Consider the following 23,005-nt stretch of genomic DNA (forward strand, 5'->3'; position numbering starts at 1 on the left):
GGGAAAGGGGCCGCTTTACGGCCCATCGCGGGGCAAGCCCGCTCCCACAAGGATCACACAAGCCTTGTGGGAGCGGGCTTGCCCCGCGTTGTTTGTGCCATCAGATCTCGACCTGCGTCCCCAACTCGATCACCCGATTGAGTGGCAGGTTGAAGAACCGCAGGTTGCCGTTGGCATTCTTCAGCAGGAACGCGAACAGGTTCCCGCGCCAGCGCGACATCCCCTCCAGGCGCGAGGCGATCACCGTCTCCCGGCTGAGGAAATAGGTGGTGCGCATCGGGCTGAAGTCCAGCTCATCCAGATGACACAACTTCAGCGCCGCCGGTACGTCCGGTTCGTCCATGAAGCCAAAGTGCAGCAGCACCCGGAAGAACCCGTCACCATAGGCCTCCACCTCGAAACGCTCATGCTCCGGCACCCGCGGCCGGTCCTCGCTGACCACCGTCAGCAGCACCACCTGGCTGTGCAGCACCTGGTTATGCAGCATGTTGTGCAGCAGCGCGTGGGGAACAGCATCGGAGCGCGCGGTCAGGAACACAGCAGTGCCCTCGACCCGATGCGGCGGCTGCACGCGGATGCTGCTGATGAACAGCGGCAACGGCAACGCGCCTTCATCGATGCGCTCGACCAGGATCTGCTTGCCACGCTTCCAGGTACTCATCAACACGAACAGCACGATACCCGCCAGTACCGGGAAAGCGCCGCCCTGCACGATCTTCGGCACGTTGGCGGCGAAGAACAGCCCGTCGACGAACAGGAAGCCCAGCAGCAGCGGTACCGCCAATACCGGCGGCCACTTCCACAGCAGCAGCATGACCGCCGAGACCAGGATGGTGGTCATCAGCATGGTGCCGGTCACTGCCACGCCGTAGGCCGCCGCCAGGGCGCCGGAGGACTCGAAGCCGATCACCAGCAGCACCACGCCGACCATCAACGCCCAGTTCACCGCGCCGATATAGATCTGCCCCTGCTCGTCGCTGGAGGTGTGCTGGATCTGCATGCGTGGCACATAGCCCAGCTGGATGGCCTGGCGAGTCAGCGAGAAGGCCCCCGAAATCACCGCCTGGGAGGCGATCACCGTGGCCATCGTCGCCAGGCCCACCAGCGGCAGCAACGCCCAGGATGGCGCCAGCAGGTAGAACGGGTTGCGTGCCGCCTCGGGGTTCTGCAACAGCATGGCGCCCTGGCCGAAGTAGTTGAGCACCAGCGCCGGCAGCACCAGGGCGAACCAGGCGCGGGCAATAGGTTTGCGGCCGAAGTGGCCCATATCGGCGTACAGCGCCTCGGCACCGGTCAGCGCCAGCACCACCGCACCAAGAATGGCCACGCCCATGCCGGGGTGGACGATGAAGAAATTCAAGGCCCAGCCCGGATTGAACGCCTTCAGCACCTCCGGGCTCTGCGAGATCCCATGCACGCCCAGCGCTGCCAGCACCAGGAACCAGGCGACCATAATCGGGCCGAAGGCCTTGCCGATCTTTTCCGTGCCGTGCTTCTGCACCAGAAACAGCGCCACCAGCACCACCAGCGCAATCGGCACCACCCAGTGATCGATACCCTCGAACGCCAGGCCCATGCCCTCCACCGCCGACAGCACCGACACCGCCGGGGTGATCATGCTGTCGCCGTAGAACAGCGAGGCGCCGATTAGGCCGCAGCCCACCATCAGCATGCGCAGCCGCGGATACTGCGCCGTGGCCCGCCGCGCCAGCGCGGTCAGGGCCATGGTGCCGCCCTCGCCCTGGTTGTCGGCACGCAGGATGAACATCACGTACTTGAACGAAACCACCCACAGCAGCGACCAGAGGATCAACGACAGGATGCCCAGCACCCCGTCATGGTTGACCTGTACGCCATAACCGCCGGTGAAGACCTCTTTGAGGGTGTACAGCGGGCTGGTGCCGATATCGCCATAAACCACCCCAACGGCCGCCACGAGCAGGCCCAGCGGTCGTGCCGCTCCCTGCTTCCCCGCGTGCCCGCCTTCGGCATGACTGCTTGCCTGAACCATCGACCACTCCCGCAGACGGCCTGTTAGACCGGTTGAATGCCTACCCGCGCCGGACCCTCCCGGATACCCCGGCGCAACGGCGCGAAGCATAGCGCAGCGTTCGTCGTATTTCTGCTGGTAAAGCGACCTTGTGCTCGCTAGAATTGCGCACTTTTTGATCAGAGGCGCCGAAAGCGCCCGCCAGGATCGCCCCCGTTACCGACCGGGCGACCTGTATTCAATACCGAGGTTAGCCATGTCCACCACTCCCGCCACCCCAAAGGTCGGCTTCGTCTCCCTGGGTTGCCCCAAGGCCCTGGTCGATTCCGAGCGCATCCTGACCCAGCTGCGCATGGAAGGCTATGAAGTCGTGCCTACCTACGAGGATGCCGACGTGGTGGTGGTCAACACCTGCGGCTTCATCGACAGCGCCAAGGCCGAGTCGCTGGAAGTGATCGGCGAAGCCATCAAGGAAAACGGCAAGGTCATCGTCACCGGCTGCATGGGTGTCGAGGAAGGCAGCATCCGTGACGTGCACCCCAGCGTGCTGTCGGTCACCGGCCCGCAGCAGTACGAGCAGGTGGTCAATGCCGTGCACGAAGTAGTGCCACCGCGCCAGGACCACAACCCGCTGATCGACCTCGTGCCGCCCCAGGGCGTCAAGCTGACCCCGCGTCACTACGCCTACCTGAAGATTTCCGAAGGCTGCAACCACAGCTGCAGCTTCTGCATCATCCCGTCGATGCGCGGCAAGCTGGTCAGCCGCCCGGTCGGCGAAGTCCTGAGCGAGGCCGAGCGCCTGGTCAAGGCCGGCGTCAAGGAGATCCTGGTGATCTCCCAGGACACCAGCGCCTACGGCGTGGACGTCAAGTACAAGACCGACTTCTGGAACGGCCGCCCGGTCAAGACCCGCATGCTCGAGCTGTGCGAGGCGCTGAGCAGCCTGGGTGCCTGGGTGCGTCTGCACTATGTCTACCCGTACCCGAACGTCGACGACGTGATTCCGCTGATGGCCGCCGGCAAGATCCTGCCGTACCTGGACATCCCGTTCCAGCACGCCAGCCCCAAGGTGCTCAAGTCGATGAAGCGCCCGGCCTTCGAAGACCGCACCCTGGCGCGCATCAAGAACTGGCGCGAACAGTGCCCTGAGCTGGTAATCCGCTCGACCTTCATCGTCGGTTTCCCCGGCGAAACCGAGGAAGACTTCCAGTACCTGCTCGACTGGCTGACCGAAGCCCAGCTCGACCGCGTCGGCTGCTTCCAGTACTCGCCGGTCGAAGGCGCCCCGGCCAACGACCTGGGCCTGGAAGAGGTGCCGGACGACGTCAAGCAGGATCGCTGGGACCGCTTCATGGCCCACCAGCAGGCCATCAGCACTGCTCGCCTGCAACTGCGTATCGGCAAGGAAATCGAGGTGTTGATCGACGAGGTCGAGGAGCAGGGCTCGGTGGGCCGCAGCTTCTTCGACGCGCCGGAGATCGACGGCAGCGTGTTCATCGACGGCGACCACGGCTTCAAGCCGGGCGACAAGGTCCGCTGCCGTATCGTCGACGCCGACGAGTACGACATGTGGGCCGAGCCCATCTGAGCGAAACCCGCCTGAAAATACCCCGCCAGCTGGCGGGGTATTTTTTTGCATCTATGTTTTCCTCAATGGCTCCGAGGATCACAGGATGTCGCCCACCGTCACGCTGCAAACACCTCATCTGAGCGATTACCCCGAGCTGGTCCGGGTGTGGGAGGCGTCGGTGCGGGCCACCCACGATTTTCTCCCCGAGGGCTACATCGTGCTGTTGCGCGAGCACGTGTTGCGCAAATACCTTGATGCCGTGATGCTGGTGTGCTGCAAGGACAGCAAACGGCGCATCCTCGGTTTTACCGGGGTGGCCAACGGCCGGGTCGACATGCTCTTTATCGCGCCTGACTACCGTGGCCAGGGCATCGGACGGCGCCTGCTGCGCCACGCGGTGAACGAATTGAACGCCGAGCGCCTGGACGTCAACGAACAGAGCCCGCAAGCCCTGGGTTTCTACCTGCATGAAGGCTTCGAGATCTATGGCCGCTCGGAAACCGACGGCCTAGGGCAGCCCTATCCCCTACTACATATGAGGCTTGTTCGTACAACGTCCTAGTACGCAAGCTCAGGAAACCACTACCCCGCTCCGAAATGGCGCAAATGACATCGATTTGCAGCCGCTACCTCGCCCAGGCAGGTACAATGAAGGCTTTCCCTACCGCGTGATGCCCGTGTCCATGTCCGAACCCATTCGTCTCTCCAAACGCCTCATCGAACAGCTTGGCTGCTCCCGCCGCGAGGCCGAACTGTACATCGAGGGTGGCTGGGTCACGGTCGACGGCGTGGTGGTCGAACAACCCCAGTTCAAAATCACCGAACAGCAGGTCGAGCTGCTGCCGGGCGCTCGTGCCGATTCACTCGAACCGGTCACCCTGCTGCTCAACCAGCAGGCCGGCCAAAACAGCGCAAGCGCCCTGGCCAGCATCAGCATGGCCAGCCTCAGCGAAGCGCACCGCGAGGGCGTGCGTCCGTTGCATGGACATTTCGCCCGACAGGCCTGCATCGTCCCGCTGCTGCCCGGCGCCAGTGGCCTGCAGCTGTTCACCCAGGACTGGCGGGTAACCCGCAAGCTCGAGGCCGACCTGCGCCGCATGGAGCAGGAATACATCGTCCAGGTCAGTGGTGAAGCCAAACCCGGCGCCCTCGAGCGCCTGGCCCGTGGCGTGGAGCGCAAGGGTGTCGAACTGCCGAAGGCCAAGGCCAGCTGGCAGAACGAGCAACACTTGCGCATCGTGCTGAAGAACCCACAACCGGGCTTGATTGAACAGCTTTGCGAAACCGCCGGCCTCAAGGTGCTGGCGATGCGCCGCATCCGCCTTGGCGGGGTGTCGATGGGCAAGCTGCCGCTGGGCCAATGGCGCTACGTGGCCGCTACAGAACGCTTCTAGCATTACCGCCGCGCAATGACTGACGCGGCAACAGAACAGGATTCGCTGCAATGAACCACAACGATGTACTGCGCAGCCTGCGCTACATGCTCAAGGCCAACGACCAGAAAATGGCCGAGATCATTAAGCTCTCGGGCCTCGAGGTTTCCGTCGAGGCCATCGCCACCTATGTAAAAAAGGAAGAGGAACCCGGCTTCGTGCGTTGCCCGGAAAAGGTCATGGCGCACTTCCTCGACGGCCTGGTGATTCACCGTCGAGGCCGCGACGACAGCCGCCCGCCGCAGCCGATCGAAGTGCCGGTGACCAACAACACCGTGCTCAAGAAGCTGCGGGTGGCCTTCGAGCTGAAGGAGGACGACCTGCACGCGGTGCTCAAGTCCGTCGACTTCCCGGTGTCCAAACCGGAGCTGAGTGCGCTGTTCCGCAAGGTCGGCCATGACAACTATCGCCCCTGCGGCGACCAGTTGCTGCGCAACTTCCTCAAGGGCCTGACCCTTCGCGTGCGCGGCTGAGCCAGGATGCAGCATACCGTCTCGCCGGTCGGCATCGTTCGCTCCTGTTTCAAGGAGAAGTTCGCCATCCCGCGCCAGCCCCAGCTGGCGCCGGCCGCCCGTGGCGTGCTGGAGCTGCTGCCGCCCTTTGACCAGGGCGATGCCGTCGAAGGCCTGGAACAGGTCAGCCATGTGTGGTTGCTGTTCCTGTTCCACCAGGCATTGGAAGACAGGCCACGCCTGAAGGTGCGCCCACCGCGCCTGGGCGGCAACAAGAGCATGGGGGTGTTCGCCACCCGTGCTACCCATCGGCCCAACGGCATCGGCCAGTCGGTGGTACGTCTGGAGGGAGTCGAACCGGGGCGCCTGCTGCTGTCGGGGATCGATCTGCTGGACGGCACCCCGGTGCTGGATATCAAGCCTTATGTGCCGTATGCGGACAGCGTCACCGAGGCATCGAACCTGATGGCCAGTGAGGCACCGGAGCCGATCAGCGTGCAATGGAGCGAGGGCGCACTGCCTCAGGCCCACACCCACGCACTGCGCCTGGGCGAACCGCTGGTCGAGCTGATCGAACAGTGCCTGGCCCAGGACCCACGACCTGCCTACCAGGTGCCGCCGCCCGAGCGGGTATATGGGGTGAAGTTCTGGGATGTGCAGGTGCGATGGCATTATGCGCAACCGGATGTGATCCGGGTGCTGGAGGTGGCCCCGGAGTGATGTAGCGTCGATAAGGCGCACATGCCAGGCATAAAAAAACGCAGGCCAAGCCTGCGTTTTTCTTTCAAGCCGCTGGCTTTACTTCTCGACGAACGCTCGCTCGATCAGGTAATCACCCGGCTCGCGCATGCGTGGGGAGATCTTCAGGCCAAAGCTATCCAGCACTTCACTGGTTTCATCGAGCATGCTCGGGCTACCGCAAATCATCGCGCGGTCGTCCTGCGGGTTGATCGGTGGCAGGCCGATATCGCTGAACAGCTTGCCGCTGCGCATCAGATCGGTCAGGCGGCCCTGATTCTCGAACGGCTCACGGGTCACGGTCGGGTAGTAGATAAGCTTGTCGCGCACGGACTCACCGAAAAACTCATTCTGCGGCAGGTGTTCGGTGATGAACTCGCGGTAGGCCACTTCGTTCACGTAGCGAACGCCGTGTACCAAGATCACCTTCTCGAAACGCTCGTAGGTTTCCGGGTCCTGGATAACGCTCATGAAGGGCGCCAGGCCAGTGCCTGTACTCAACAGGTACAGGTGCTTGCCCGGGTTCAGATCATCCAGCACCAGGGTGCCAGTGGGCTTCTTGCTGATGATGATCTCGTCGCCTTCCTTCAGGTGCTGCAGCTGGGAGGTCAACGGACCATCCGGCACCTTGATGCTGAAGAACTCCAGGTGTTCTTCCCAGTTCGGCGAGGCGATGGAGTAGGCGCGCATGAGCGGACGGCCGCTGTCCTGCTGAAGGCCGATCATCACGAACTGACCGTTCTCGAAGCGCAGGCCCGGATCACGGGTGCACTTGAAGCTGAACAGGGTGTCGTTCCAGTGGTGCACACTGAGGACACGTTCGTGGTTCATGTTGCTCATCGATGGGGCTCCTGAAGGAAAACGCGGCGCGCGCAAGACGCGCAGTTGCGCGATAGTTTAGGGGCAGCGACAATATCTGTTAACTGAATTATCAAGATATGTGTTATCGGTTATATAGATATGCGATTCACACTTCGTCAGCTCCAGGTCTTTGTCGCCGTCGCCCAGCACCAGAGTGTGTCCAGGGCTGCGGGCGTACTGGCCTTGTCGCAATCGGCAGCGAGCACCTCGATCACCGAACTGGAGCGCCAGTCCAGCTGCCAGTTGTTCGACCGTGCCGGTAAACGCCTGAGCCTCAATGCCCTGGGCCATCAACTGTTGCCCCAGGCCGTGGCCCTGCTCGACCAGGCCAAGGAAATCGAAGACCTGCTCAACGGCAAGTCGGGGTTCGGCTCGCTGGCGGTCGGCGCCACCCTGACCATTGGCAACTACCTGGCCACCTTGCTGATCGGCAGCTTCATGCAGGTGCACCCGGAAAGCCAGGTCAAGCTGCACGTACAGAACACTGCGCATATCGTGCAACAGGTTGCCCATTACGAAATTGACCTGGGTCTAATCGAAGGCGACTGCAACCACCCCGATCTGGAGGTGCAGCCCTGGGTAGAGGATGAGCTGGTGGTGTTCTGCGCGCCGCAGCATCCGCTGGCCAAGGCCGGTCATGCAGATATCGAGCAGCTCTCCCATGAAGCCTGGATCCTGCGCGAACAGGGCTCAGGCACGCGCCTGACCTTCGACCAGGCCATGCGCCATCATCGAGCCAACCTGAACATCCGCCTGGAACTGGAACACACCGAAGCAATCAAGCGGGCGGTGGAGTCGGGCCTCGGTATCGGCTGTATCTCGCGCCTGGCGCTGCGCGACGCCTTCCGCCGCGGCAGTCTGGTGCCGGTGGAGACGCCGGCGCTGGACCTGTCGCGGCAGTTTTATTTCATCTGGCACAAGCAGAAGTACCAGACCTCGGCCATGCGCGAGTTCCTCGAGCTATGCCGCAGTTTCACCGCTGGCGTGCAGCGCAGCGACGAGATCGTGCTGCCGCCGATCGCCTGAGCGTCAGCCGAGCAGGATCACGCCCCAGACCAGCGCGACCATGCTCATGGCCACCAGTTGAGCGGCGCTGCCCATGTCCTTGGCGTTCTTGGACAGCGGATGACGGTCAAGAGAGATGCGGTCAATGGCCGCCTCAACCGCCGAATTGAGCAACTCGACGATCAGCCCCAGCAAGCATACAGCGATCAGGATCGCCCGTTCGGCACGGCTCACCGGCAGCCAAAAGGCTGTGGGGATCAACAACACGTTGACCAGAACCAGCTGGCGGAACGCGGCTTCACCCTTGAACGCGGCGCGCAGGCCGTCCAGCGAGTAGCCGGCGGCATTGAAGATACGTTTGAGGCCGGTCTGGCCCTTGAATGGCGACATGTGTGTCAGTCACTTCACCGAAAAAAGGCCAGCAGGCTAGTTCAACCGCAGTCAAAAAAGCGTGAAGGCGCAGGGATTTAGCTGGCCGAAACCGATTCAAGTTGTTGCAACAACAGCGCGGCCTGGGTCCGGGTGCGCACGCCGAGCTTGCGGAAGATCGCCGTGACGTGGGCCTTGATGGTCGCCTCCGACACACTCAGCTCATAGGCAATCTGCTTGTTCAGCAAGCCTTCACAGACCATGGTCAGCACGCGGAACTGCTGCGGGGTGAGGCTGGCCAGACCTTCGCTGGCGGCTTTGGCCTCGGCAGACACATCGACCTTCTCGAACGCCTGCGGCGGCCACCAGACATCGCCGTCGAGCACATTGCGCACGGCTTCCTGGATCTTGCTCAGCTCGCTGGACTTGGGGATGAAACCGCTGGCGCCGAATTCGCGGGACTTTACCACGACCGCCGCCTCTTCCTGCGCCGAAACCATCACCACCGGGATCTGCGGGTATTGGCCACGCAGCAGCACCAGCCCGGAGAAACCATAGGCACCGGGCATGTTCAAGTCCAGCAGGACCAAGTCCCAGTCGGCTTTTTCAGTCAGGCTGGTTTCCAGTTCGGCGATGCTCGCCACCTCGACCAAGCGCACATCCGGGCCCAGGCCGAGGGTAACGGCCTGGCGCAGTGCGCTGCGAAACAGCGGGTGGTCATCGGCAATCAGGATTTCGTATGTGGCCATCGATCTAGGGATCCTGTTCTGTACCAGGCGCAGGGGGTACGGGAGACGCCTGGCGGGCAACTCATGGCGCGAACGGCAGGGCCGCCGGCCGGGATGGCACGGCGAAGTCCGGGGTAACAGCAGCTTCGTCGTGCCCGAAGCGGCGCCAAGGATGCCGAGCACGCCCCGGGTGGTCAAGCCAATTGCCCGGTCGTCCCCGCCTACCCTGGCTGCCAGCCCCGACAGTATGTACCAATCCGCCGCGCCTGCCCCTTGGACTATAGGAAGGTATGCAAACGCTGGTGAACCTCGTCCTGCTCATCCAGCGCCAGGCGCCGCTTGCCGCTGAGGTAGTGCAGGCTGAACACATCCAGGTAGGCATCCAGGGCCTGTGAGGCCTGGCTGTCGCCGGCCAGCTCAAGACACATGGCGGCGACTTCGGCGGTACAGAAGTGATCGTCACGCTTGGAGCGGCGCAGGCGGTAGCGCGACATCTGCTCGGCCTGCAGGCTCAACACCGGGAAACGGTCGAGGTAGGGGCTCTTGCGGAACATCTTGCGCGCCTCGGTCCAGGTGGCGTCGAGCAGGATGAACAGCGGGCGCTTGCCCGGTTCACGCACCACCTCGCTGACCACACGGTCCTCTTTGACGAACTCGCCGGGGAAGACGATGTAAGGCTGCCAGCGCGGATCGTCCAGCAACGCCAGCAGGCCTTCGTCCACCGAAGTACGCAGCCAGCCGAAGGCTGAAGTGTCCTCGATCACGTCGGCAATCAGCCAACCCGTGTTGGTCGGCTTCAGTGGCTCGGTGTCATGCATCAGCAGGCACATGCCGGCGTCTGCCGGCACCCGCGGTTTCCACGCGCACAGGCAGTGCGTGGCGATCACCCGGCAATCCGGGCAGCGCTCGGCTCGCGAGCCGCGGGCGACAAAGGGTTTGATGCTGCGCGCCAGGCGCTCGGCGCGCAGCCGCGCTACCGCGTGGCTCATGGCTGCAGGCCTTGGCAGGAAGATGGAATGGGCACGACGACGACTCGGTAAAAACAAAATGCGAGTCTACCAGAGCGTACGTCATTTGCCGTGCAGCCCCTACGGCCGCTCCTTTATAATCAGCGGCTCAGGCGGCCGGGGAACCCCAGCAGTTTCATGGAACGCCGCCCGCCGGCGCAGGTCAAAGCGCCAGTCATCGAACCAGGAGAGATTCATGCTGCGTCTTATCGTCCCGACCCTGAGCCTGTTGCTCGCCCTGCCCCTGGCCGCCCAGGCTGCTTCCAAGCAGGAATACGAGCTGACCCAGATGCTGCAGAAGGTCGCCAAGGAAAGCAGCATCGGTACCCCGCGGGCCATCAACGAAGACATCCTCGATCAGGGTTATACCGTCGAAGGCAAGGCGCTGGTCAATCACCTGAGCGTGCGCCAGGAGCATGCGCAGAGAATGCAGGCCAACCCAGCGCAGGTGCGCAGCCAGCTGGGTGACAGCGTGTGCCGTAACAATGGTTACCGCCAGTTGATGTCCAAGGGCGCCGTGATGGTCTACCGTTTCACCGTGTACAAGACCAACCAACCGGTCATGGACCAGGCGTTCGACGCTGCCAGCTGCGCAGCTGGCAACAAGAAAAAGTGATTCAGGCACCCTGATCGCTGCCTCTGGCGCGCCGCTGCTCATCATCGGCGCGCAACTCCGCCAACAGTGCCAGCAGGTAAGGCGAGTGCCCCTCGCCCCCCTGCAGCCGACGCAAGCACTCCCCCTCCAGGCTCAGGTGATGAACCTTCGCCTCGCGCTCGAGCAACTGCAACAGTTGCCCGTCCACCTCGATCACCAGCCGGTGCATACCGCCACCTCGCTGCATCACTCTTCCGCCTCCAGTTAACCAAAGCGCTGCCATCATCGGATCCAGTCTGACAGGCGGTATTGCACGCCTGTGGCGGCACGAGTGCGCCCCAGCGTCTAGATTGATAACGAGTACCCATAACAACGACAACGCGATGGAACTGCCACTGCAACAATGGCCTTGAAGGCCTACTGCAACGCTCGGGGGGCACACTCGAGCCACAGCAGCCAGCGACACACGCAGTGTCGCGGCCGGGACCTGCCATCGACCCGGTCAGAGGTTTTGCTGCAGAAGGAGACGTTGAATGCCTTACCAATCGAACGAGCTGCTGTTCAACCATTTCAGGGACCACGGCATCGACCTGAGCAAAATCGACGAGCAACTGCAACTGGTTGCCCCGAACAGCCCCAACCTGCCGCTGTACCGCGACATGCTGCTGACCGTGCTGCGCATGGCCCACGACGACCGCAACCGCTGGAACGCCAAGATCACCCTGCAGGCCCTGCGTGAACTCGACCATTCGTTCCGCACTCTCGAGCATTACAAGGGGCGACGCAAAGTTACCGTGTTCGGCTCGGCACGAACGCCGTTGGAGCACCCCATGTATGCGCTGGCTCGGGAGCTCGGCGCAACGCTGGCACGTTCCGACCTGATGGTGATCACCGGCGCCGGAGGCGGCATCATGGCCGCCGCCCACGAAGGCGCCGGCAGCGATCACAGCCTGGGTTTCAACATCACCTTGCCCTTCGAGCAACATGCCAATGCCACCGTCAATGGCACCGACAAGCTGCTGCCGTTCCATTTCTTCTTCATTCGCAAGCTGTTCTTCGTCAAGGAGGCCGATGCGCTGGTGCTCTGCCCGGGAGGCTTCGGCACCCTTGATGAGGCGCTGGAAGTGCTGACCCTGATCCAGACCGGCAAGAGCCCGCTGGTTCCGGTGGTGCTGCTCGACTCGCCCGGCGGTAGTTTCTGGCAGGACGCCCTGGCCTTCATCAGCCGCCAGCTGGAAGAAAACCGCTACATCCTGCCCAGCGACCTCAAACTGGTGCGCCTGGTGCACAGTGCCGACGAGGCGGTGGAGGAAATCAACCAGTTCTACAGCAATTACCACTCCAGCCGATGGTTGAAGAACCAGTTCGTCATCCGCATGCATCACCCCTTGAGCGAGGCCGCGCTGCATGACGTGGAGGAAGGTTTTGCCGACCTGCGCCTGAGCGGCAGGTATCACCAGCAGCCTGACAGTGGCGCGGAGCATGAAGAAGGCAACTTCAGCCACCTGACACGCCTGACCTTCGCCTTCAACGGCCGTGACCAGGGTCGCCTGCGCGAACTGGTGGACTTCATCAACCTGTCGGAGAACTGGGCCAAACCCCAGCCAATGCACACCACCCAACGAGCGCGTGAGGCCTTGCGAGTGAACTGAACGCAAAATGGCCCACATGGCTGGCCCCGGTCGGGGTCAGCCATGTGGGCCATCAATGCTGGTCACGCTTCAATAATCGTCAAGATCGCGCCCGCTAAGCAGCCGGCCGATCATTTCCATGGAAAACCCACGGTAGGCAAGAAAGCGCGTTTGCTGTGCGCGGCTGCGTGGTTCATGGGGAAGTTGCCCCGAGAACTTGCGCTGCCACACCTCTTTCAACCGCAACGCCCAGTCCACTTCGCTGTCACGCAGTGCCTGGTCGATATCGCCACGGTCCAGACCTCGCTGACCAAGCTCCTCACGGATACGCCCAGGGCCATAGCCTGAGCCGGAACGATAGCGTATGAAGCTTTCAAGGTAGCGGGCCTCGCTGAGGAGCCCCTCCTCGGCAAGCCGATCGAGCGCAGGCTCGATCAACTCATCGGTAGCACCGCGTTGACGCAACTTGCGGGTCAGCTCCACGCGACCATGCTCGCGGCGTGCGAGCAGGTCCATGGCTGTCCGCCGAACGGCGACGGGGGTGTCGAGTACGACAGACATGGAGGCAGATCAATAACCGGCGTCGGCGTCAGCCAGATCATCGGCATCGGCTTCGGCAGCACCGGCCTTGGCGGCCGCTGCTGCAGCGGCGGCGGCACCGGCGGTCAGCAGCTTGTCGCGAATCTGCTTCTCGATCTCGCTACCAATGGCCGGGTTCTCTTGCAGGTACTTGGCGGCGTTGGCCTTGCCCTGACCGATCTTGTTTCCCTGGTAGCTGTACCAGGCACCGGATTTTTCAACCAAGCCCTGGGAAACACCCAGGTCGATGATTTCGCCGTTGCGGTAAATACCCTTGCCGTAGAGAATCTGGAACTCGGCCTGGCGGAACGGCGGCGAGACCTTGTTCTTGACGATCTTGACGCGGGTTTCGCTACCAACCACCTCATCACCTTCCTTGACCGCGCCGGTACGGCGAATGTCCAGGCGCACGGAGGCGTAGAACTTCAGGGCGTTACCGCCGGTGGTGGTTTCCGGGCTACCGAACATCACGCCGATCTTCATACGGATCTGGTTGATGAAGATGACCAGGCAGTTGGCGTTCTTGATGTTACCGGTGATCTTGCGCAGCGCCTGGGACATCAGGCGGGCCTGCAGGCCGACGTGCATGTCGCCCATCTCGCCTTCGATCTCGGCCTTGGGCACCAGCGCGGCCACGGAGTCGACGATGATCACGTCGACGGCGTTGGAGCGCACCAGCATGTCGGTGATTTCCAGGGCCTGCTCGCCGGTGTCCGGCTGCGAGACCAACAGGTCGTCGACGTTGACACCCAGCTTGCCGGCGTACTCAGGATCCAGGGCGTGCTCGGCGTCGACGAAGGCGCAGGTGGCGCCGTTCTTCTGGGCTTCGGCGATGACCGACAGGGTCAGCGTGGTTTTACCCGAAGACTCCGGGCCGTAGATCTCGACGATACGGCCTTTCGGCAGGCCACCAATGCCCAGGGCGATGTCCAGGCCCAGGGAACCGGTGGAGATGGCGGGGATCGCTTGGCGCTCGTGGTCGCCCATGCGCATGACCGCGCCTTTGCCGAATTGGCGTTCGATCTGACCCAGGGCCGCAGCCAAGGCGCGCTTCTTGTTGTCGTCCATTGAAATCCTCACGTGTTCGACGTGGCCCTGACGGCCGGAATAACTGTATAAGTAGCCAGTATTATTCCACAGGGATTCGTTTCCGCAAACCCCCGTCGGGCGAATTACTCCGCGCCAAGCTGTAACAAGCCGTCTAACGCGGCGATCACCGTCTGTCGCCGCACCGCTTCGCGGTCACCGTCGAAGTGGCGCCGCTCGCTGCTCACGTGGTCGCCGTCGGCCCAGGCCAGCCACACCGTGCCCACCGGCTTGGCCGCTGAACCGCCGTCGGGGCCGGCCACGCCGCTGACCGCGACCGCAAAGCGCGCGCCGCTGGCAGCCCGGGCGCCGCGTACCATGGCCTCGACCACCTCCTGGCTGACCGCGCCCACCTCGGCGAACAACGCTTCGGGTACATCTAGCTGGCGGGTTTTCTGGGCATTCGAGTAGGTGACGTAGCCGGCCTCGAACCAGGCCGAACTGCCGGGGATACGGGTGATGGCCTCGGCGATGCCGCCACCGGTGCAGGACTCGGCGGTGGTCACCTGGGCATTGAAGCGCCGCAGGTGTTCACCCAGGCGGGTGGAGAGAACAGTGATCGGGTCCATGGTGGGCTCCTGGCAAGACTGCGCCCTACCCTACCACTCCCGCCCCTTCTGGCAAGCGCTCAGGGGGCCAGTGCACGGATATACGCCTGACACGCCCGCAAGGCGATCAGTCCACGGTCGCCCTCGTCGGTGATGGCGACAATTCGTCGAGCATGCGCCGGGTCAAGTCGGGCGCGTACGGGGCCATGATCCACGCCGCCGGCGCCGGTGGCGGCAGGCACTGGGGCACAGGTGGTGTCGCGCTCGACCAGGACCGACAGGCGCAGATCGGCAGTAGCAAGGCGGTCACGCAGGCGAGCCTGAGCGTGCTGGGCATCGGTCAACTCCTGGAAATGTTTCGCTTCATTGTCGTGCAGGCGTTGTTCGAGGCCCTGGCGCTGCTCGCGCTCGGCCAGCAGCATGCCGTGCAGCGCCTCGGCCTGGTCCAGGCGCTGCTGCACCAGAGCTTGTTCCTGTGTGGCCAGCTGGCGACCAAGGCGCCAGCCCTGCGCCTGCCAGGCCACGGCAGCAGACAACACCATCAGCCCGATGCACACCGCCAGTTGCAGGCGGCTCAGCACAACACCTCCCGCGCCCGCGCCCACAGTTCGAGGCGTTCGGACAAACCGTTCAGGCCGCCATTGATATGCCGGGTGATGCGGTTGAACTCACCCTGGTCGGCCAGGGCGTTGAGCCCACGCGAGTGCCAGAACCAGGCCGCCGATTCGCAGGCCCAGCGCGGCTGCTCGAGCATCTGCGGTTGCGCCAGTAGGCGCTCGTCACCGAACAACGCACGGCTACAGGCCTGGTAGTTGTTACGCCCGGTCACCTGGATCAGGCCACGGCCACAGTAGCGCTGGCCATCGCCGTCAGCTTCGGGCGTATTGCCCAGGCGCAGGGCCAGGATGCCGGTGTCGTAGCGGGCCAGGTACTTGTCGTTGCCCAGCTCTTTCACATAGCGCAATTGGCCGGACTCATGGCCGACCTGGGCCAGGAACGCGGCAATGCGCTTAGGGTGGTCGATCTCCCAGTTGGCCATGGCCGTGTTCAGCGCCGGCAAGAAAGTGGCGACGCGCGCGCCGGCAAGTGGGTAGATCTGCTTGAGTTGCTGTTCAGTGAGCGGCATCGGCGCATTCTCCATTGCGATCGGATCGAACGGCAGCCAATGCCGCCAGTGGCTCGCTCATGGGCGATGGCTCGAAGCGCGCGGCTTTCACATGATTCAAGGTACGGCAGCGGCCGCACTTGATCTGGAGCTCGGAAACCGGGGTGATGCGGGCCAGCAGCTTGCGGCACTGGCCACAGCGAAGGTCGATGAACATATGACGGTGATCCTGAAGCGCGATTGAGTAGCAAGAAGCGACTATAGGAAGCGCGTTTGCCCGCAGGCACCGGGAAACCGTCTCCACCACGCCTCAGGCATTGAGCGTCCCCACCCGCCTGGGCGCGGAGCCCTTGGCCCTGGCCTTGCCCTGGCGCCCACCATTGCATTGCACGGTGGTGCGCCAGCCACTGCTGGTGAACACCTGCTCGACCGACTCGATCAGGTAAAGGCCATCGAGCCCGGCGAGGAAGCCTTGGACATCGATGGCGCGCTCGGCGAACAGGTCGGTGCGCCCAGGCATGTCGAGGCGCACGCTGGCAGTGTCGCGGTTGAAGCTGGCCAGGCGGGCACGGGCGGCCTGTTCCGCCGCCGCCCGGTTGGGGTACAGGTGACGGTCGGTGTAGACCGGCTGCAGGCCGTCGGGGGCATCGCCATTGACCAGCTCCACCGCCTGCAGGCGCCCGCTGGCGCTGTCCTGGTGGCGGGTCCTGACGGCCTTGTGGGTGCTCTTGTCGGCCAGGCGGAACTGCCACTGGCTGACCTGGTTGCGTGTAATGCCCACCACGTCCAGCGGCTTGCCGCTGGCGCTATGTCCACCCTGGCGCGGCAGCACCAGCAGCTGCCCATTGGCGAGCTTGGCGGTGCAGTCGTGCAGGCGCGCCAGGCGGGTGACAAAGTTGAAGTCCGACTCGCTGTACTGGTCGATCCGCGGCACCTGCACGGCCACCGGGCACACCGCCTGCCAACCGTTGCGGGCACCGATCTCGGCGACGATGCCCTGCAGCGTCGTATTCTCCCAACTGCCGCTGCGGATGGTCTTGCCGCTGCCACGCAGGTCGCTGGCCTTGCCGCGGATCACCAGGGTGTCTGGCGGGCCCGACAGCTCGACCTCATCGACGGTGTAGCGACCCAGGCGGCTCAAAGGCTGGCCGGCGTAGCCCAGGTGCACCTCCAGCAGCGCGCCCCTGGCCGGCAGCGCCACGTTGCCGTCACGGGCATCGATGCGCAGTTCGAATTCGTCCGACTCGAGGCCAGGTTTATCAGTGGTGCGCAGCAGCAGCAGACGGTCGTTGATCAGGTTGGTGATGTCATTGCCGTCGGCGGTGATACGGAATTGGGGTTGCACGATTGAGGCTCCGATGTCAGTCCCACAGTTGCAAGGTTTCGCTCGTCGTCATCGGCAGTTCCGGCAACAGGATCCTCACCCCGGCGCGAAACGGCTGCGCCTCGTCCGCCAGCCCCTGGTTGGCATCCAGCACGGCCTCGACCGTGCCGGAAAGATGGCCGTAATAGTGCTGGCAGAGAGTATCGAGCAGGTCGCCCTCAGACGTTGTGCAGGTCTTGGCCATAGCTCACGAACTCCAGTGAAAATCCTTGTTTGCGCGGAATGCCGCCAGCCAGCAGGACACTCTGCTCTTCCTCGATGCTGGTCAGGCACCAGGTACCGAGCACCTCGCCGTAGCCAGTGGTCAACGACAGTGGCAGCAACTGGCGGCCAATGCTGCGCAGTGTCTGCAACTGGCCAAGGCCACCCTTGAAACCGGGGAAGATCGCCCCTCGAATGCTGATGGTCTCTTCACCCAGGCTCACCGCCTGCTGCGCGGTGTCGCGGCTCAGCCGCTCCTGGCCGGCCCAACGGAAACGAGTCTGCCGGCGCAACTGGTCGAAGGCGGCGGTGTCGAGGTTGAAGTAGTAAGGCGCCGCGCCCGCCTTGAGCGGTTGCAGCACCAGCAGGTGCGGGAACGGCTTTATAGCTTCGGCAGCCGGCGTCGCCTCAGGCGCGAAGCCCAGTGTCGACAGCATGCCGTTGACGGCCGAGGGTAACTCCTTTACCAACCGCTTTATGGCGGTGCCGGCCTTGGCGATATGCCCGGCGAAGGTATCGATGCGATCACGTACCTGGCGTACCACGGCCAGCGTCTGCTCATACCTGGCCGCTACCTTGGCAACCCGAGACTGGGCATTCGTGATCGCGCGCATCGTGCGCTGGAGTTTGGCGGCGATGAACGGGCCAACCACTGGCAGCCCCTCCAGCACGACGACCGCGCCCTGTACATGGCCGATCGCGTCGTTCATCGGATCAAGCATGGCGCCGGCATGCCGACGCCCTGCTTCTCCTGCCTTGACCAGGGCGTGCAGCGTGGCTTGCAGCTGCTCCATATAGGTCATGGATCCTCCTGTCAGAATGGATTGGGATGATCGGCCAGCTGTGCGTTGTAGGCCTGCCTTTGCAGGTCCTGCATGACACGTCGGACCGCCTCTTCGAGTTGCTGGGTGAGCTGGTTGGGTGCGTCCACGCTGCCCTGCACGGTGATAGGCATGTTCGCGGTGAACGTGAGCTGCTGGCTGACGGGCTGCGTGGCCAAGCCTTGGCTATGCACCGGGCGCGGCCCTGCATCGGGCAGCGCCAGCGGCCCAGCAGGTACGCTGGTTTCCTGAGGTTTGAACTCGGCGGCGCGCTCGGAGAAATACTTGCCCACAGGTGCACCAATCAGCACTCCAGGCCCTATCGCCAGCGGCACCTCGACACCACCAGCGGGGCGCGCATCGACTGCCGCCCGAGGCTTGGAATGCGCCACCTGCGATGGCGCCAGTAATTGTCTGGCAATCCGTGTGCCGACCTGCCCATCGAGCACCTCGCCCTTCGGAGCGAGGGTGATCTGCCGCGGATCGCCCAGGGAAATTGCTTGCCGGGGACTCTTGCGAAGTTCGTCAGAGGCGCTAAAGAATGTCTTTCCAGCCCATCCCCCGATCACACCACCGATCTTGTCGCCAACCATGTTGCCGATCAGCATCGCAACTGGCGGACCGACAACGCCACTGAGAAGCATCCCCCCCAGCACCGTACCCACCGCTCCGCCAATCGCACCACCATAACCCGCCCCCTTCTCCTCGGGCGTCTTGGCCGTGGCATAGGTGTATGCCCCCTTTACCCCGGCCTCCAGCCAAGGCAGCTTGCCAGCCGCCTTGAAAGCTCCCGTCAGCCTGGCCCAACGCCCAGGTGGTGGATTGATACCGGAAGGTGACGGTCCGGCATCCGCCCCTAGCGGATAAGGTTCGTCCAGACCAACCCCACGTCCGGGACGGCGTAAACGGCCACGATGCTTGTAGGCTGCAGCCCCCACGCCTATCCCCAGGGCGCTGGCCAAGGTGCCCCACGATGTACTCGACGCCGATGGCGGCGCAGCGTCTGCTGACGGCGTCGACTGCCCGTTGCCTACGCCCGCCACGGAAGCACTGTGCGCTGCGCTGTCGGGCCTGGCCATCAGCTCCTTGCCCACCACACCGCCAACCTTGTCGCCGGCAAAGCCGAGCATCATCGAGGCCGTAGGGGCGCCCAGCTTGAGGCCCGCGCCCAATATGGCCCCTGACACGGCCCCCAGGAAACCACCGGCGGCGGCACCCTCCCCCTCCCCCCTCTGCTCCGGAGTGGAAGCCGTGGTCGCCGTAAACACCAACTTCGTCAACGCATCCAGCCCAGCCATGCCGGTAGCCGACTTCCCGGCCTGTAGCGCCTGCGCCCAACGCCCTGGTCCATCACTCCGCGGCAGCGGGGCCGGCATCGCGTCCGCGCCAAGCGGGTAATCCTCGCTGCCTGGCGCACCATCGGTACTGCCAATGACCAAGGCTGGCAGGTACAGGGTACCCGGACGGACAGATGCGCTGCCCTGGGCGGCGCCAGGTTGTCCATTGCTGTCAGTCGAGCCGACCAGCCCATTTCGAGCCTTGCCAATCGCCGCCTGAGCCTGTGCGACTCCCTTCGCCGCCAGGTAACCACCGCCCGCGATCAGGAGCGACGAGGCGACATCGCGCGCCGCCTGGCCGACCAGGGGCAGTAACTCAGGCCCCGGCTGGGTCGACCGGGCGCCCTGGGAGCGCTCCAGAAGTGCCTTGTGCTGCTGAAGCAGCCCGACCTGCTGTTGCTGTACTTTCAAGGACTCGGCCTGCGTATCCTCGCCCTGTAGCGCCATCGCCCCTTGCGGGGGCGGGGCAGTGCTTCCCCCGCCGCCGACTTCGGCAAGCCGCTGAGTCCTTCCCAGCTCTCTCATGGGTACCGTGCGGCCAGGTAGCCCTTCCAACGACCCCGCATGTTCCGGGACGGTTACACCGACTGCGCCAAGCGCTGTCGTTGATCTGTTCGCCATCCGTGTCTCCCCTTTCAATCCGCCAGCCACCAGACCATGTCGCTGAACGACATGGTCATGATCTCACTGGCAGAAAAGTTCAGCTCCTTGGCCAGCCGCCTGGCGGCGGCCTTCTGCCGCGCAGGGTCAAACCTCGTCGTCCTGCACCAGGCGAAAGTAGCCCGTCTGCAGGCGGCTGTAATCCTTCAGGGCCAGGCCCTCGAGGTCCTTGACGCCAACCTCGGCGAGTGAAGCGAACAAGTTCAGTTCGCGCTGCTCGTCGTCAGCCACGCCACCAGCCTGTGCGTTGCGGATGTCTCGCACGGTCGGCGCGCGTAGAGACAGGCTATCGACCTGCACGCCATTGGTTTCGCTGGGGCGCGACAGGCGCACGGTCACGCGCTCGGCGTTGACGGTCAGCCATTGCGGCAGTTTCTTCGCTTGAGCCATCGAGCGTTCTCCTTAAAGACCCAGGGCGGCGCGCTGGGCGGCCAGCTGGTCGACACCGTCGATCACCCGCTTCATGCCCAGGGCGTCGATTTCGTAGACCAGGCGGCCATCGACTTCGAGCTTGTAGTAGGTAACGGCGACGCTGTGCTTGATTTCAGCCTTGTCGCCGGACTTCCAGTCGCCCATGTCAATCTCTTTCAGCGAACCGCGCAGGGTGACGATGACCGGGTTGATCTTGCCCTTGAGGCCCTTGAAGGCACCGCGGAAGGTGCCGTTGAAGGCGGTGCCGTCGGCCAGGCCGAAGAACTTCAGCGACTCGCGGCGCACGCCGGTGGTGGTGAAGGCGGCTTCTTGCTTCTCCATGCCCTGGTCCATCTCGACCGGCATGTCCATGCCGCCGGGGCGGTGCTCTTCCATCTTCAGGGTGAGCTTGGGCAGGGTCAGGCTGGGCACGTCGCCCTGGAAGCTGACGCCATCGACGAACAGGTTCAGGTTGGCCAGTGTTTCGGGAATCATTGCCATGTAGGTGCGCTCCTTAAGCGGCGGAATCGAGGACTTCGGTCAGCCACTGGTTGGTGACTTCGACGCGGAAATTGGGGTTTTCGGCAGGCGGCACATCGGTGAAGCGGATGTTCCAGTACACCTTGCCCTGCTCCAGCTGGCTGGCGGTGTTCAGCTCCGGATCGGCGAAGACCTCGAAGTTGATGATCGCGCCCTGGTTCTTCAGATCGCGCATGAAGGCCTGCAGGCCCTCGGTGACGTCCTTGACGTAGGTGGCGGTGATGGAACGGTCGACCGCCCACTTGTGGCCGTAGAGGATCGCGTCCATGACGATGTCCATGGTGCGCACGCGGGTGACGAAGGCCCATTTCGGGTCGCTCGACAGGGTGCGGTTGCCCCACAGGCGGAAGCCGTCGTCGCGGATGATGGTGGCGATGTTGGCGTTGTTCAGCAGGTTGGCGCGGCAGGTGTCGTCGCCATCGAGGAACTCCACGGCGCGGGTGGTGCCGGTGATGCCGACTAACTCCTTGTTCGACGGCGAGGCCCAGAAGCCGTACTCACGGTCGGTGTAGGCGAACAGGCCGGCGACCCAGGCCGACGCCGGTGCATCGACGGTGGCCTGGGCCTCGTTGTCCCAATAGCGCACGCCGGGGTCGACCATGAAGGCCCGCTTGGCGCCAAACTGCTTGGCGTAGGCAAGCACTTGCTCTTCGGTGGTGTTGGGACCATCCAGGATGGCGATCCCACGCAGTTTGTCGGCCAGGGTCACCAGGGCTGTGGCGATGGTGTCGACCGAGCTGTAGCCCGGTACTATCAGCAAGCGCGGCTGAGCGTTGAATCGGCTCTTGCCATCGAGCAACGCTTGCAGGCCGGTACGCTTGCCGTTGATACCGACGGTACCGATGATCGCCGAGATCTGTTCGGCGGTGTCATCCAGCTTGGCCACGCCACAGGCGACGATAACCGCCTTGGCGCGAGCGAAGACGGCGCGGCAGGCCTTGGTGATGGCGGCATTGCCACCGAACGCAGCCACTGCTTCGCGCTCGCTGGTGATGAGCATCAGATCATTGGCCTTTGCGGTGACGCCCGGGCCTTCGGTGAAGGTATCGATCAGGCCGATGATCGAGGACGAAGGCAACGCGATGTTGCGGGCACCCGTGTCGACATTGGTCACGGTGACGCCGTGGAAGAATCCACTCATGTAGGTTTGCTCCAGGTTCAGGTGTGAAAAGGCCCTGCGCGTGCAGGGCCTGGAAGGGGTGGATCGGTGTAGGAAAACACCCGGCGCTGCGGGCGCTCAGATTTAGGCGACTTCTTCGAAGCCTTGGCTGATCAGCCAGTCGGCAGCCGCCGTCTCGTCAGGGCAGGACGGCCAACTTTCGGCAGTTGGCGCTGTGTCCGAGAGGTCCAACCGGTTCAGTTCGATCCGGTAGCGTTTCCAGGCTGTCAACGCCGTTGCTTCGGCATCTGTTGCCATTTCCAGCGCAACGGCGTCCTGCAAGGTGGAAATGCGCAGCGTGGCATATCGGACCAACAGTGCCTGCTTGTGGGCGCCCGATTGGCGTAGCGCCTTGCCTCTGGCCACGTGGTCGATAACCCAGGCACTGCCGTTCCAGATGTCGAAGTCCGAGGTCGGTGCTTGCAGCGTGAAGTCTTCAGGCAGCTCGCCCAGCCTGGACCAGGCCTGCGCCTCACCGTCGGCGGTGCGATACACCGTTACGCCTCGATGATCGACCACTTGGTCCCAGTGCTTGCCGTCTTGCGTGACGATGGCGGCGAAACCGGCCTTCAACTCAGGCGGTTGTATGGAATAGCTATGGGCCGGTATCAGCCAGATTCCGGGTTCGAGCGGGCTGGGATCGGCCGCGCAGGCTCCGAGAAACTCACCACTGGCAGGGTCGACGTTGCACACCAGGGGGGCAACGACACCGGCCTGTTGCCACCAAGCGGCGGCGACAGCTTGGTAGAACTGCACCGCAGCCACTGCGCCTTGATTGATTTGATCGGTCATGGG

General features: G+C 63.7%; 28 protein-coding genes. 8 read left to right on the plus strand and 20 right to left on the minus strand.

The window, feature by feature from the left end; all coding sequences use genetic code 11:
- Nucleotides 1–100 precede the first annotated feature (100 nt).
- On the minus strand, nucleotides 101–2,011 hold the full coding sequence (locus tag BMY03_RS01780) for a potassium transporter Kup (protein ID WP_023631037.1): 1,911 nt from the start codon (nucleotides 2,009–2,011) through the stop codon (nucleotides 101–103).
- A gap of 235 nt (nucleotides 2,012–2,246) precedes the next feature.
- Between BMY03_RS01780 and rimO the strand changes: the two genes are divergently transcribed.
- The 5 genes from rimO (at nucleotide 2,247) to tsaA (ending at nucleotide 6,165) form a co-directional block, all read left to right on the plus strand.
- A complete protein-coding gene (gene rimO / locus BMY03_RS01785; protein WP_031315328.1) occupies nucleotides 2,247–3,578 on the plus strand; it encodes a 30S ribosomal protein S12 methylthiotransferase RimO in 1,332 nt (443 codons plus the stop codon).
- An 85-nt stretch (nucleotides 3,579–3,663) separates the two neighbouring features.
- Nucleotides 3,664–4,122 carry a GNAT family N-acetyltransferase gene (locus BMY03_RS01790; RefSeq protein WP_094010096.1) on the plus strand — a complete coding sequence of 153 codons (459 nt, stop codon included), beginning with the start codon at nucleotides 3,664–3,666 and terminating at the stop codon, nucleotides 4,120–4,122.
- 121 nt (nucleotides 4,123–4,243) lie between these two features.
- Nucleotides 4,244–4,954, plus strand: a complete 711-nt coding sequence (locus BMY03_RS01795) for an rRNA pseudouridine synthase (RefSeq protein WP_023631040.1) — start codon at nucleotides 4,244–4,246, stop codon at nucleotides 4,952–4,954.
- Between the two features lie 50 nt (nucleotides 4,955–5,004).
- Nucleotides 5,005–5,466 carry a YehS family protein gene (locus BMY03_RS01800; protein WP_094010097.1) on the plus strand — a complete coding sequence of 154 codons (462 nt, stop codon included), beginning with the start codon at nucleotides 5,005–5,007 and terminating at the stop codon, nucleotides 5,464–5,466.
- Between the two features lie 6 nt (nucleotides 5,467–5,472).
- Entirely contained in the window at nucleotides 5,473–6,165 is a 693-nt protein-coding gene (tsaA, locus tag BMY03_RS01805; protein WP_094010098.1) for a tRNA (N6-threonylcarbamoyladenosine(37)-N6)-methyltransferase TrmO, read from the plus strand.
- Between the two features lie 78 nt (nucleotides 6,166–6,243).
- Here tsaA and fpr read toward each other — a convergent pair whose 3' ends face one another.
- Nucleotides 6,244–7,023, minus strand: a complete 780-nt coding sequence (fpr, locus tag BMY03_RS01810; RefSeq protein ID WP_011535180.1) for a ferredoxin-NADP reductase — start codon at nucleotides 7,021–7,023, stop codon at nucleotides 6,244–6,246.
- A gap of 120 nt (nucleotides 7,024–7,143) precedes the next feature.
- On the opposite strand from fpr, the gene finR reads away from it, so the two are divergent.
- The gene (gene finR, locus BMY03_RS01815; protein WP_023631043.1) at nucleotides 7,144–8,070 is read left to right on the plus strand and encodes a LysR family transcriptional regulator FinR; all 927 of its coding nucleotides are present in this window, start codon (nucleotides 7,144–7,146) and stop codon (nucleotides 8,068–8,070) included.
- Between the two features lie 3 nt (nucleotides 8,071–8,073).
- On the opposite strand, the gene BMY03_RS01820 is transcribed toward finR, so the two are convergent.
- The 3 genes from BMY03_RS01820 to BMY03_RS01830 form a co-directional block, all read right to left on the minus strand.
- Entirely contained in the window at nucleotides 8,074–8,439 is a 366-nt protein-coding gene (locus BMY03_RS01820; protein WP_023631044.1) for a diacylglycerol kinase, read from the minus strand.
- A gap of 77 nt (nucleotides 8,440–8,516) precedes the next feature.
- Nucleotides 8,517–9,167, minus strand: coding sequence for a response regulator transcription factor ErdR (gene erdR, locus BMY03_RS01825; protein ID WP_023631045.1), 651 nt, complete (start codon nucleotides 9,165–9,167; stop codon nucleotides 8,517–8,519).
- A gap of 257 nt (nucleotides 9,168–9,424) precedes the next feature.
- Nucleotides 9,425–10,135 carry a tRNA-uridine aminocarboxypropyltransferase gene (locus BMY03_RS01830; protein WP_094010099.1) on the minus strand — a complete coding sequence of 237 codons (711 nt, stop codon included), beginning with the start codon at nucleotides 10,133–10,135 and terminating at the stop codon, nucleotides 9,425–9,427.
- 214 nt (nucleotides 10,136–10,349) lie between these two features.
- Between BMY03_RS01830 and BMY03_RS01835 the strand changes: the two genes are divergently transcribed.
- Entirely contained in the window at nucleotides 10,350–10,769 is a 420-nt protein-coding gene (locus BMY03_RS01835; RefSeq protein WP_023631047.1) for a quorum-sensing-regulated virulence factor family protein, read from the plus strand.
- 1 nt (nucleotide 10,770) lies between these two features.
- On the opposite strand, the gene BMY03_RS01840 is transcribed toward BMY03_RS01835, so the two are convergent.
- On the minus strand, nucleotides 10,771–10,977 hold the full coding sequence (locus BMY03_RS01840) for a hypothetical protein (RefSeq protein WP_031315330.1): 207 nt from the start codon (nucleotides 10,975–10,977) through the stop codon (nucleotides 10,771–10,773).
- Between the two features lie 304 nt (nucleotides 10,978–11,281).
- On the opposite strand from BMY03_RS01840, the gene BMY03_RS01845 reads away from it, so the two are divergent.
- On the plus strand, nucleotides 11,282–12,400 hold the full coding sequence (locus BMY03_RS01845) for an LOG family protein (RefSeq protein ID WP_094010100.1): 1,119 nt from the start codon (nucleotides 11,282–11,284) through the stop codon (nucleotides 12,398–12,400).
- Between the two features lie 69 nt (nucleotides 12,401–12,469).
- On the opposite strand, the gene recX is transcribed toward BMY03_RS01845, so the two are convergent.
- The 14 genes from recX to BMY03_RS01915 form a co-directional block, all read right to left on the minus strand.
- On the minus strand, nucleotides 12,470–12,940 hold the full coding sequence (gene recX / locus BMY03_RS01850; RefSeq protein WP_094010101.1) for a recombination regulator RecX: 471 nt from the start codon (nucleotides 12,938–12,940) through the stop codon (nucleotides 12,470–12,472).
- A gap of 9 nt (nucleotides 12,941–12,949) precedes the next feature.
- Nucleotides 12,950–14,026: a recombinase RecA gene (gene recA, locus BMY03_RS01855; protein ID WP_028690616.1), complete on the minus strand. Its 1,077-nt coding sequence runs from the start codon at nucleotides 14,024–14,026 to the stop codon at nucleotides 12,950–12,952.
- A 104-nt stretch (nucleotides 14,027–14,130) separates the two neighbouring features.
- The gene (locus BMY03_RS01860; protein ID WP_038705579.1) at nucleotides 14,131–14,613 is read right to left on the minus strand and encodes a CinA family protein; all 483 of its coding nucleotides are present in this window, start codon (nucleotides 14,611–14,613) and stop codon (nucleotides 14,131–14,133) included.
- Between the two features lie 59 nt (nucleotides 14,614–14,672).
- A complete protein-coding gene (locus tag BMY03_RS01865) occupies nucleotides 14,673–15,134 on the minus strand; it encodes a lysis system i-spanin subunit Rz (RefSeq protein ID WP_052062245.1) in 462 nt (153 codons plus the stop codon).
- Nucleotides 15,135–15,166: 32 nt separating this feature from the next.
- Nucleotides 15,167–15,718 carry a glycoside hydrolase family 19 protein gene (locus BMY03_RS01870; RefSeq protein WP_094010102.1) on the minus strand — a complete coding sequence of 184 codons (552 nt, stop codon included), beginning with the start codon at nucleotides 15,716–15,718 and terminating at the stop codon, nucleotides 15,167–15,169.
- Entirely contained in the window at nucleotides 15,705–15,914 is a 210-nt protein-coding gene (locus BMY03_RS01875; RefSeq protein ID WP_023632757.1) for a Com family DNA-binding transcriptional regulator, read from the minus strand. The genes BMY03_RS01870 and BMY03_RS01875 overlap by 14 nt, the downstream gene beginning before the upstream one ends.
- A 93-nt stretch (nucleotides 15,915–16,007) precedes the next feature.
- Nucleotides 16,008–17,042: a phage late control D family protein gene (locus BMY03_RS01880; protein ID WP_094010103.1), complete on the minus strand. Its 1,035-nt coding sequence runs from the start codon at nucleotides 17,040–17,042 to the stop codon at nucleotides 16,008–16,010.
- Between the two features lie 16 nt (nucleotides 17,043–17,058).
- Nucleotides 17,059–17,265, minus strand: a complete 207-nt coding sequence (locus tag BMY03_RS01885) for a tail protein X (protein ID WP_023628890.1) — start codon at nucleotides 17,263–17,265, stop codon at nucleotides 17,059–17,061.
- The gene (locus BMY03_RS01890) at nucleotides 17,240–18,085 is read right to left on the minus strand and encodes a phage tail protein (RefSeq protein WP_094010104.1); all 846 of its coding nucleotides are present in this window, start codon (nucleotides 18,083–18,085) and stop codon (nucleotides 17,240–17,242) included. The genes BMY03_RS01885 and BMY03_RS01890 overlap by 26 nt, the downstream gene beginning before the upstream one ends.
- An 11-nt stretch (nucleotides 18,086–18,096) precedes the next feature.
- Complete coding sequence (locus BMY03_RS01895) at nucleotides 18,097–19,851, minus strand: hypothetical protein (protein WP_143067512.1); 1,755 nt, start codon at nucleotides 19,849–19,851, stop codon at nucleotides 18,097–18,099.
- A gap of 336 nt (nucleotides 19,852–20,187) precedes the next feature.
- On the minus strand, nucleotides 20,188–20,490 hold the full coding sequence (locus BMY03_RS01900) for a phage tail assembly protein (protein ID WP_094010106.1): 303 nt from the start codon (nucleotides 20,488–20,490) through the stop codon (nucleotides 20,188–20,190).
- Between the two features lie 12 nt (nucleotides 20,491–20,502).
- Entirely contained in the window at nucleotides 20,503–21,012 is a 510-nt protein-coding gene (locus BMY03_RS01905) for a phage major tail tube protein (protein ID WP_023628885.1), read from the minus strand.
- Between the two features lie 13 nt (nucleotides 21,013–21,025).
- Nucleotides 21,026–22,192 (minus strand): phage tail sheath subtilisin-like domain-containing protein, encoded by a 1,167-nt coding sequence (locus tag BMY03_RS01910; protein WP_094010107.1) that lies wholly within the window; start codon nucleotides 22,190–22,192, stop codon nucleotides 21,026–21,028.
- Between the two features lie 102 nt (nucleotides 22,193–22,294).
- Nucleotides 22,295–23,002 carry a tail fiber assembly protein gene (locus BMY03_RS01915; protein ID WP_094010108.1) on the minus strand — a complete coding sequence of 236 codons (708 nt, stop codon included), beginning with the start codon at nucleotides 23,000–23,002 and terminating at the stop codon, nucleotides 22,295–22,297.
- Between the last annotated feature and the right edge of the window lie 3 nt (nucleotides 23,003–23,005).

Source organism: Pseudomonas soli, assembly GCF_900110655.1.
Classification (GTDB): domain Bacteria; phylum Pseudomonadota; class Gammaproteobacteria; order Pseudomonadales; family Pseudomonadaceae; genus Aquipseudomonas; species Aquipseudomonas soli.

Coding starts and splice junctions, on each gene's coding strand:
- tsaA (WP_094010098.1), top strand. CDS start 5,473: ATGCAGCATACCGTCTCGCCGGTCGGCATCGTTCGCTCCTGTTTCAAG.
- BMY03_RS01830 (WP_094010099.1), bottom strand. CDS start 10,135: ATGAGCCACGCGGTAGCGCGGCTGCGCGCCGAGCGCCTGGCGCGCAGC.
- recX (WP_094010101.1), bottom strand. CDS start 12,940: ATGTCTGTCGTACTCGACACCCCCGTCGCCGTTCGGCGGACAGCCATG.
- BMY03_RS01790 (WP_094010096.1), top strand. CDS start 3,664: ATGTCGCCCACCGTCACGCTGCAAACACCTCATCTGAGCGATTACCCC.
- BMY03_RS01865 (WP_052062245.1), bottom strand. CDS start 15,134: ATGGTGTTGTCTGCTGCCGTGGCCTGGCAGGCGCAGGGCTGGCGCCTT.
- BMY03_RS01780 (WP_023631037.1), bottom strand. CDS start 2,011: ATGGTTCAGGCAAGCAGTCATGCCGAAGGCGGGCACGCGGGGAAGCAG.
- BMY03_RS01900 (WP_094010106.1), bottom strand. CDS start 20,490: ATGGCTCAAGCGAAGAAACTGCCGCAATGGCTGACCGTCAACGCCGAG.
- fpr (WP_011535180.1), bottom strand. CDS start 7,023: ATGAGCAACATGAACCACGAACGTGTCCTCAGTGTGCACCACTGGAAC.
- finR (WP_023631043.1), top strand. CDS start 7,144: ATGCGATTCACACTTCGTCAGCTCCAGGTCTTTGTCGCCGTCGCCCAG.
- rimO (WP_031315328.1), top strand. CDS start 2,247: ATGTCCACCACTCCCGCCACCCCAAAGGTCGGCTTCGTCTCCCTGGGT.
- BMY03_RS01885 (WP_023628890.1), bottom strand. CDS start 17,265: ATGGCCAAGACCTGCACAACGTCTGAGGGCGACCTGCTCGATACTCTC.
- BMY03_RS01860 (WP_038705579.1), bottom strand. CDS start 14,613: ATGGACCCGATCACTGTTCTCTCCACCCGCCTGGGTGAACACCTGCGG.
- BMY03_RS01835 (WP_023631047.1), top strand. CDS start 10,350: ATGCTGCGTCTTATCGTCCCGACCCTGAGCCTGTTGCTCGCCCTGCCC.
- BMY03_RS01795 (WP_023631040.1), top strand. CDS start 4,244: ATGTCCGAACCCATTCGTCTCTCCAAACGCCTCATCGAACAGCTTGGC.
- BMY03_RS01800 (WP_094010097.1), top strand. CDS start 5,005: ATGAACCACAACGATGTACTGCGCAGCCTGCGCTACATGCTCAAGGCC.
- recA (WP_028690616.1), bottom strand. CDS start 14,026: ATGGACGACAACAAGAAGCGCGCCTTGGCTGCGGCCCTGGGTCAGATC.
- erdR (WP_023631045.1), bottom strand. CDS start 9,167: ATGGCCACATACGAAATCCTGATTGCCGATGACCACCCGCTGTTTCGC.
- BMY03_RS01875 (WP_023632757.1), bottom strand. CDS start 15,914: ATGTTCATCGACCTTCGCTGTGGCCAGTGCCGCAAGCTGCTGGCCCGC.
- BMY03_RS01905 (WP_023628885.1), bottom strand. CDS start 21,012: ATGGCAATGATTCCCGAAACACTGGCCAACCTGAACCTGTTCGTCGAT.
- BMY03_RS01840 (WP_031315330.1), bottom strand. CDS start 10,977: ATGCACCGGCTGGTGATCGAGGTGGACGGGCAACTGTTGCAGTTGCTC.
- BMY03_RS01910 (WP_094010107.1), bottom strand. CDS start 22,192: ATGAGTGGATTCTTCCACGGCGTCACCGTGACCAATGTCGACACGGGT.
- BMY03_RS01820 (WP_023631044.1), bottom strand. CDS start 8,439: ATGTCGCCATTCAAGGGCCAGACCGGCCTCAAACGTATCTTCAATGCC.
- BMY03_RS01870 (WP_094010102.1), bottom strand. CDS start 15,718: ATGCCGCTCACTGAACAGCAACTCAAGCAGATCTACCCACTTGCCGGC.
- BMY03_RS01845 (WP_094010100.1), top strand. CDS start 11,282: ATGCCTTACCAATCGAACGAGCTGCTGTTCAACCATTTCAGGGACCAC.
- BMY03_RS01915 (WP_094010108.1), bottom strand. CDS start 23,002: ATGACCGATCAAATCAATCAAGGCGCAGTGGCTGCGGTGCAGTTCTAC.
- BMY03_RS01890 (WP_094010104.1), bottom strand. CDS start 18,085: ATGACCTATATGGAGCAGCTGCAAGCCACGCTGCACGCCCTGGTCAAG.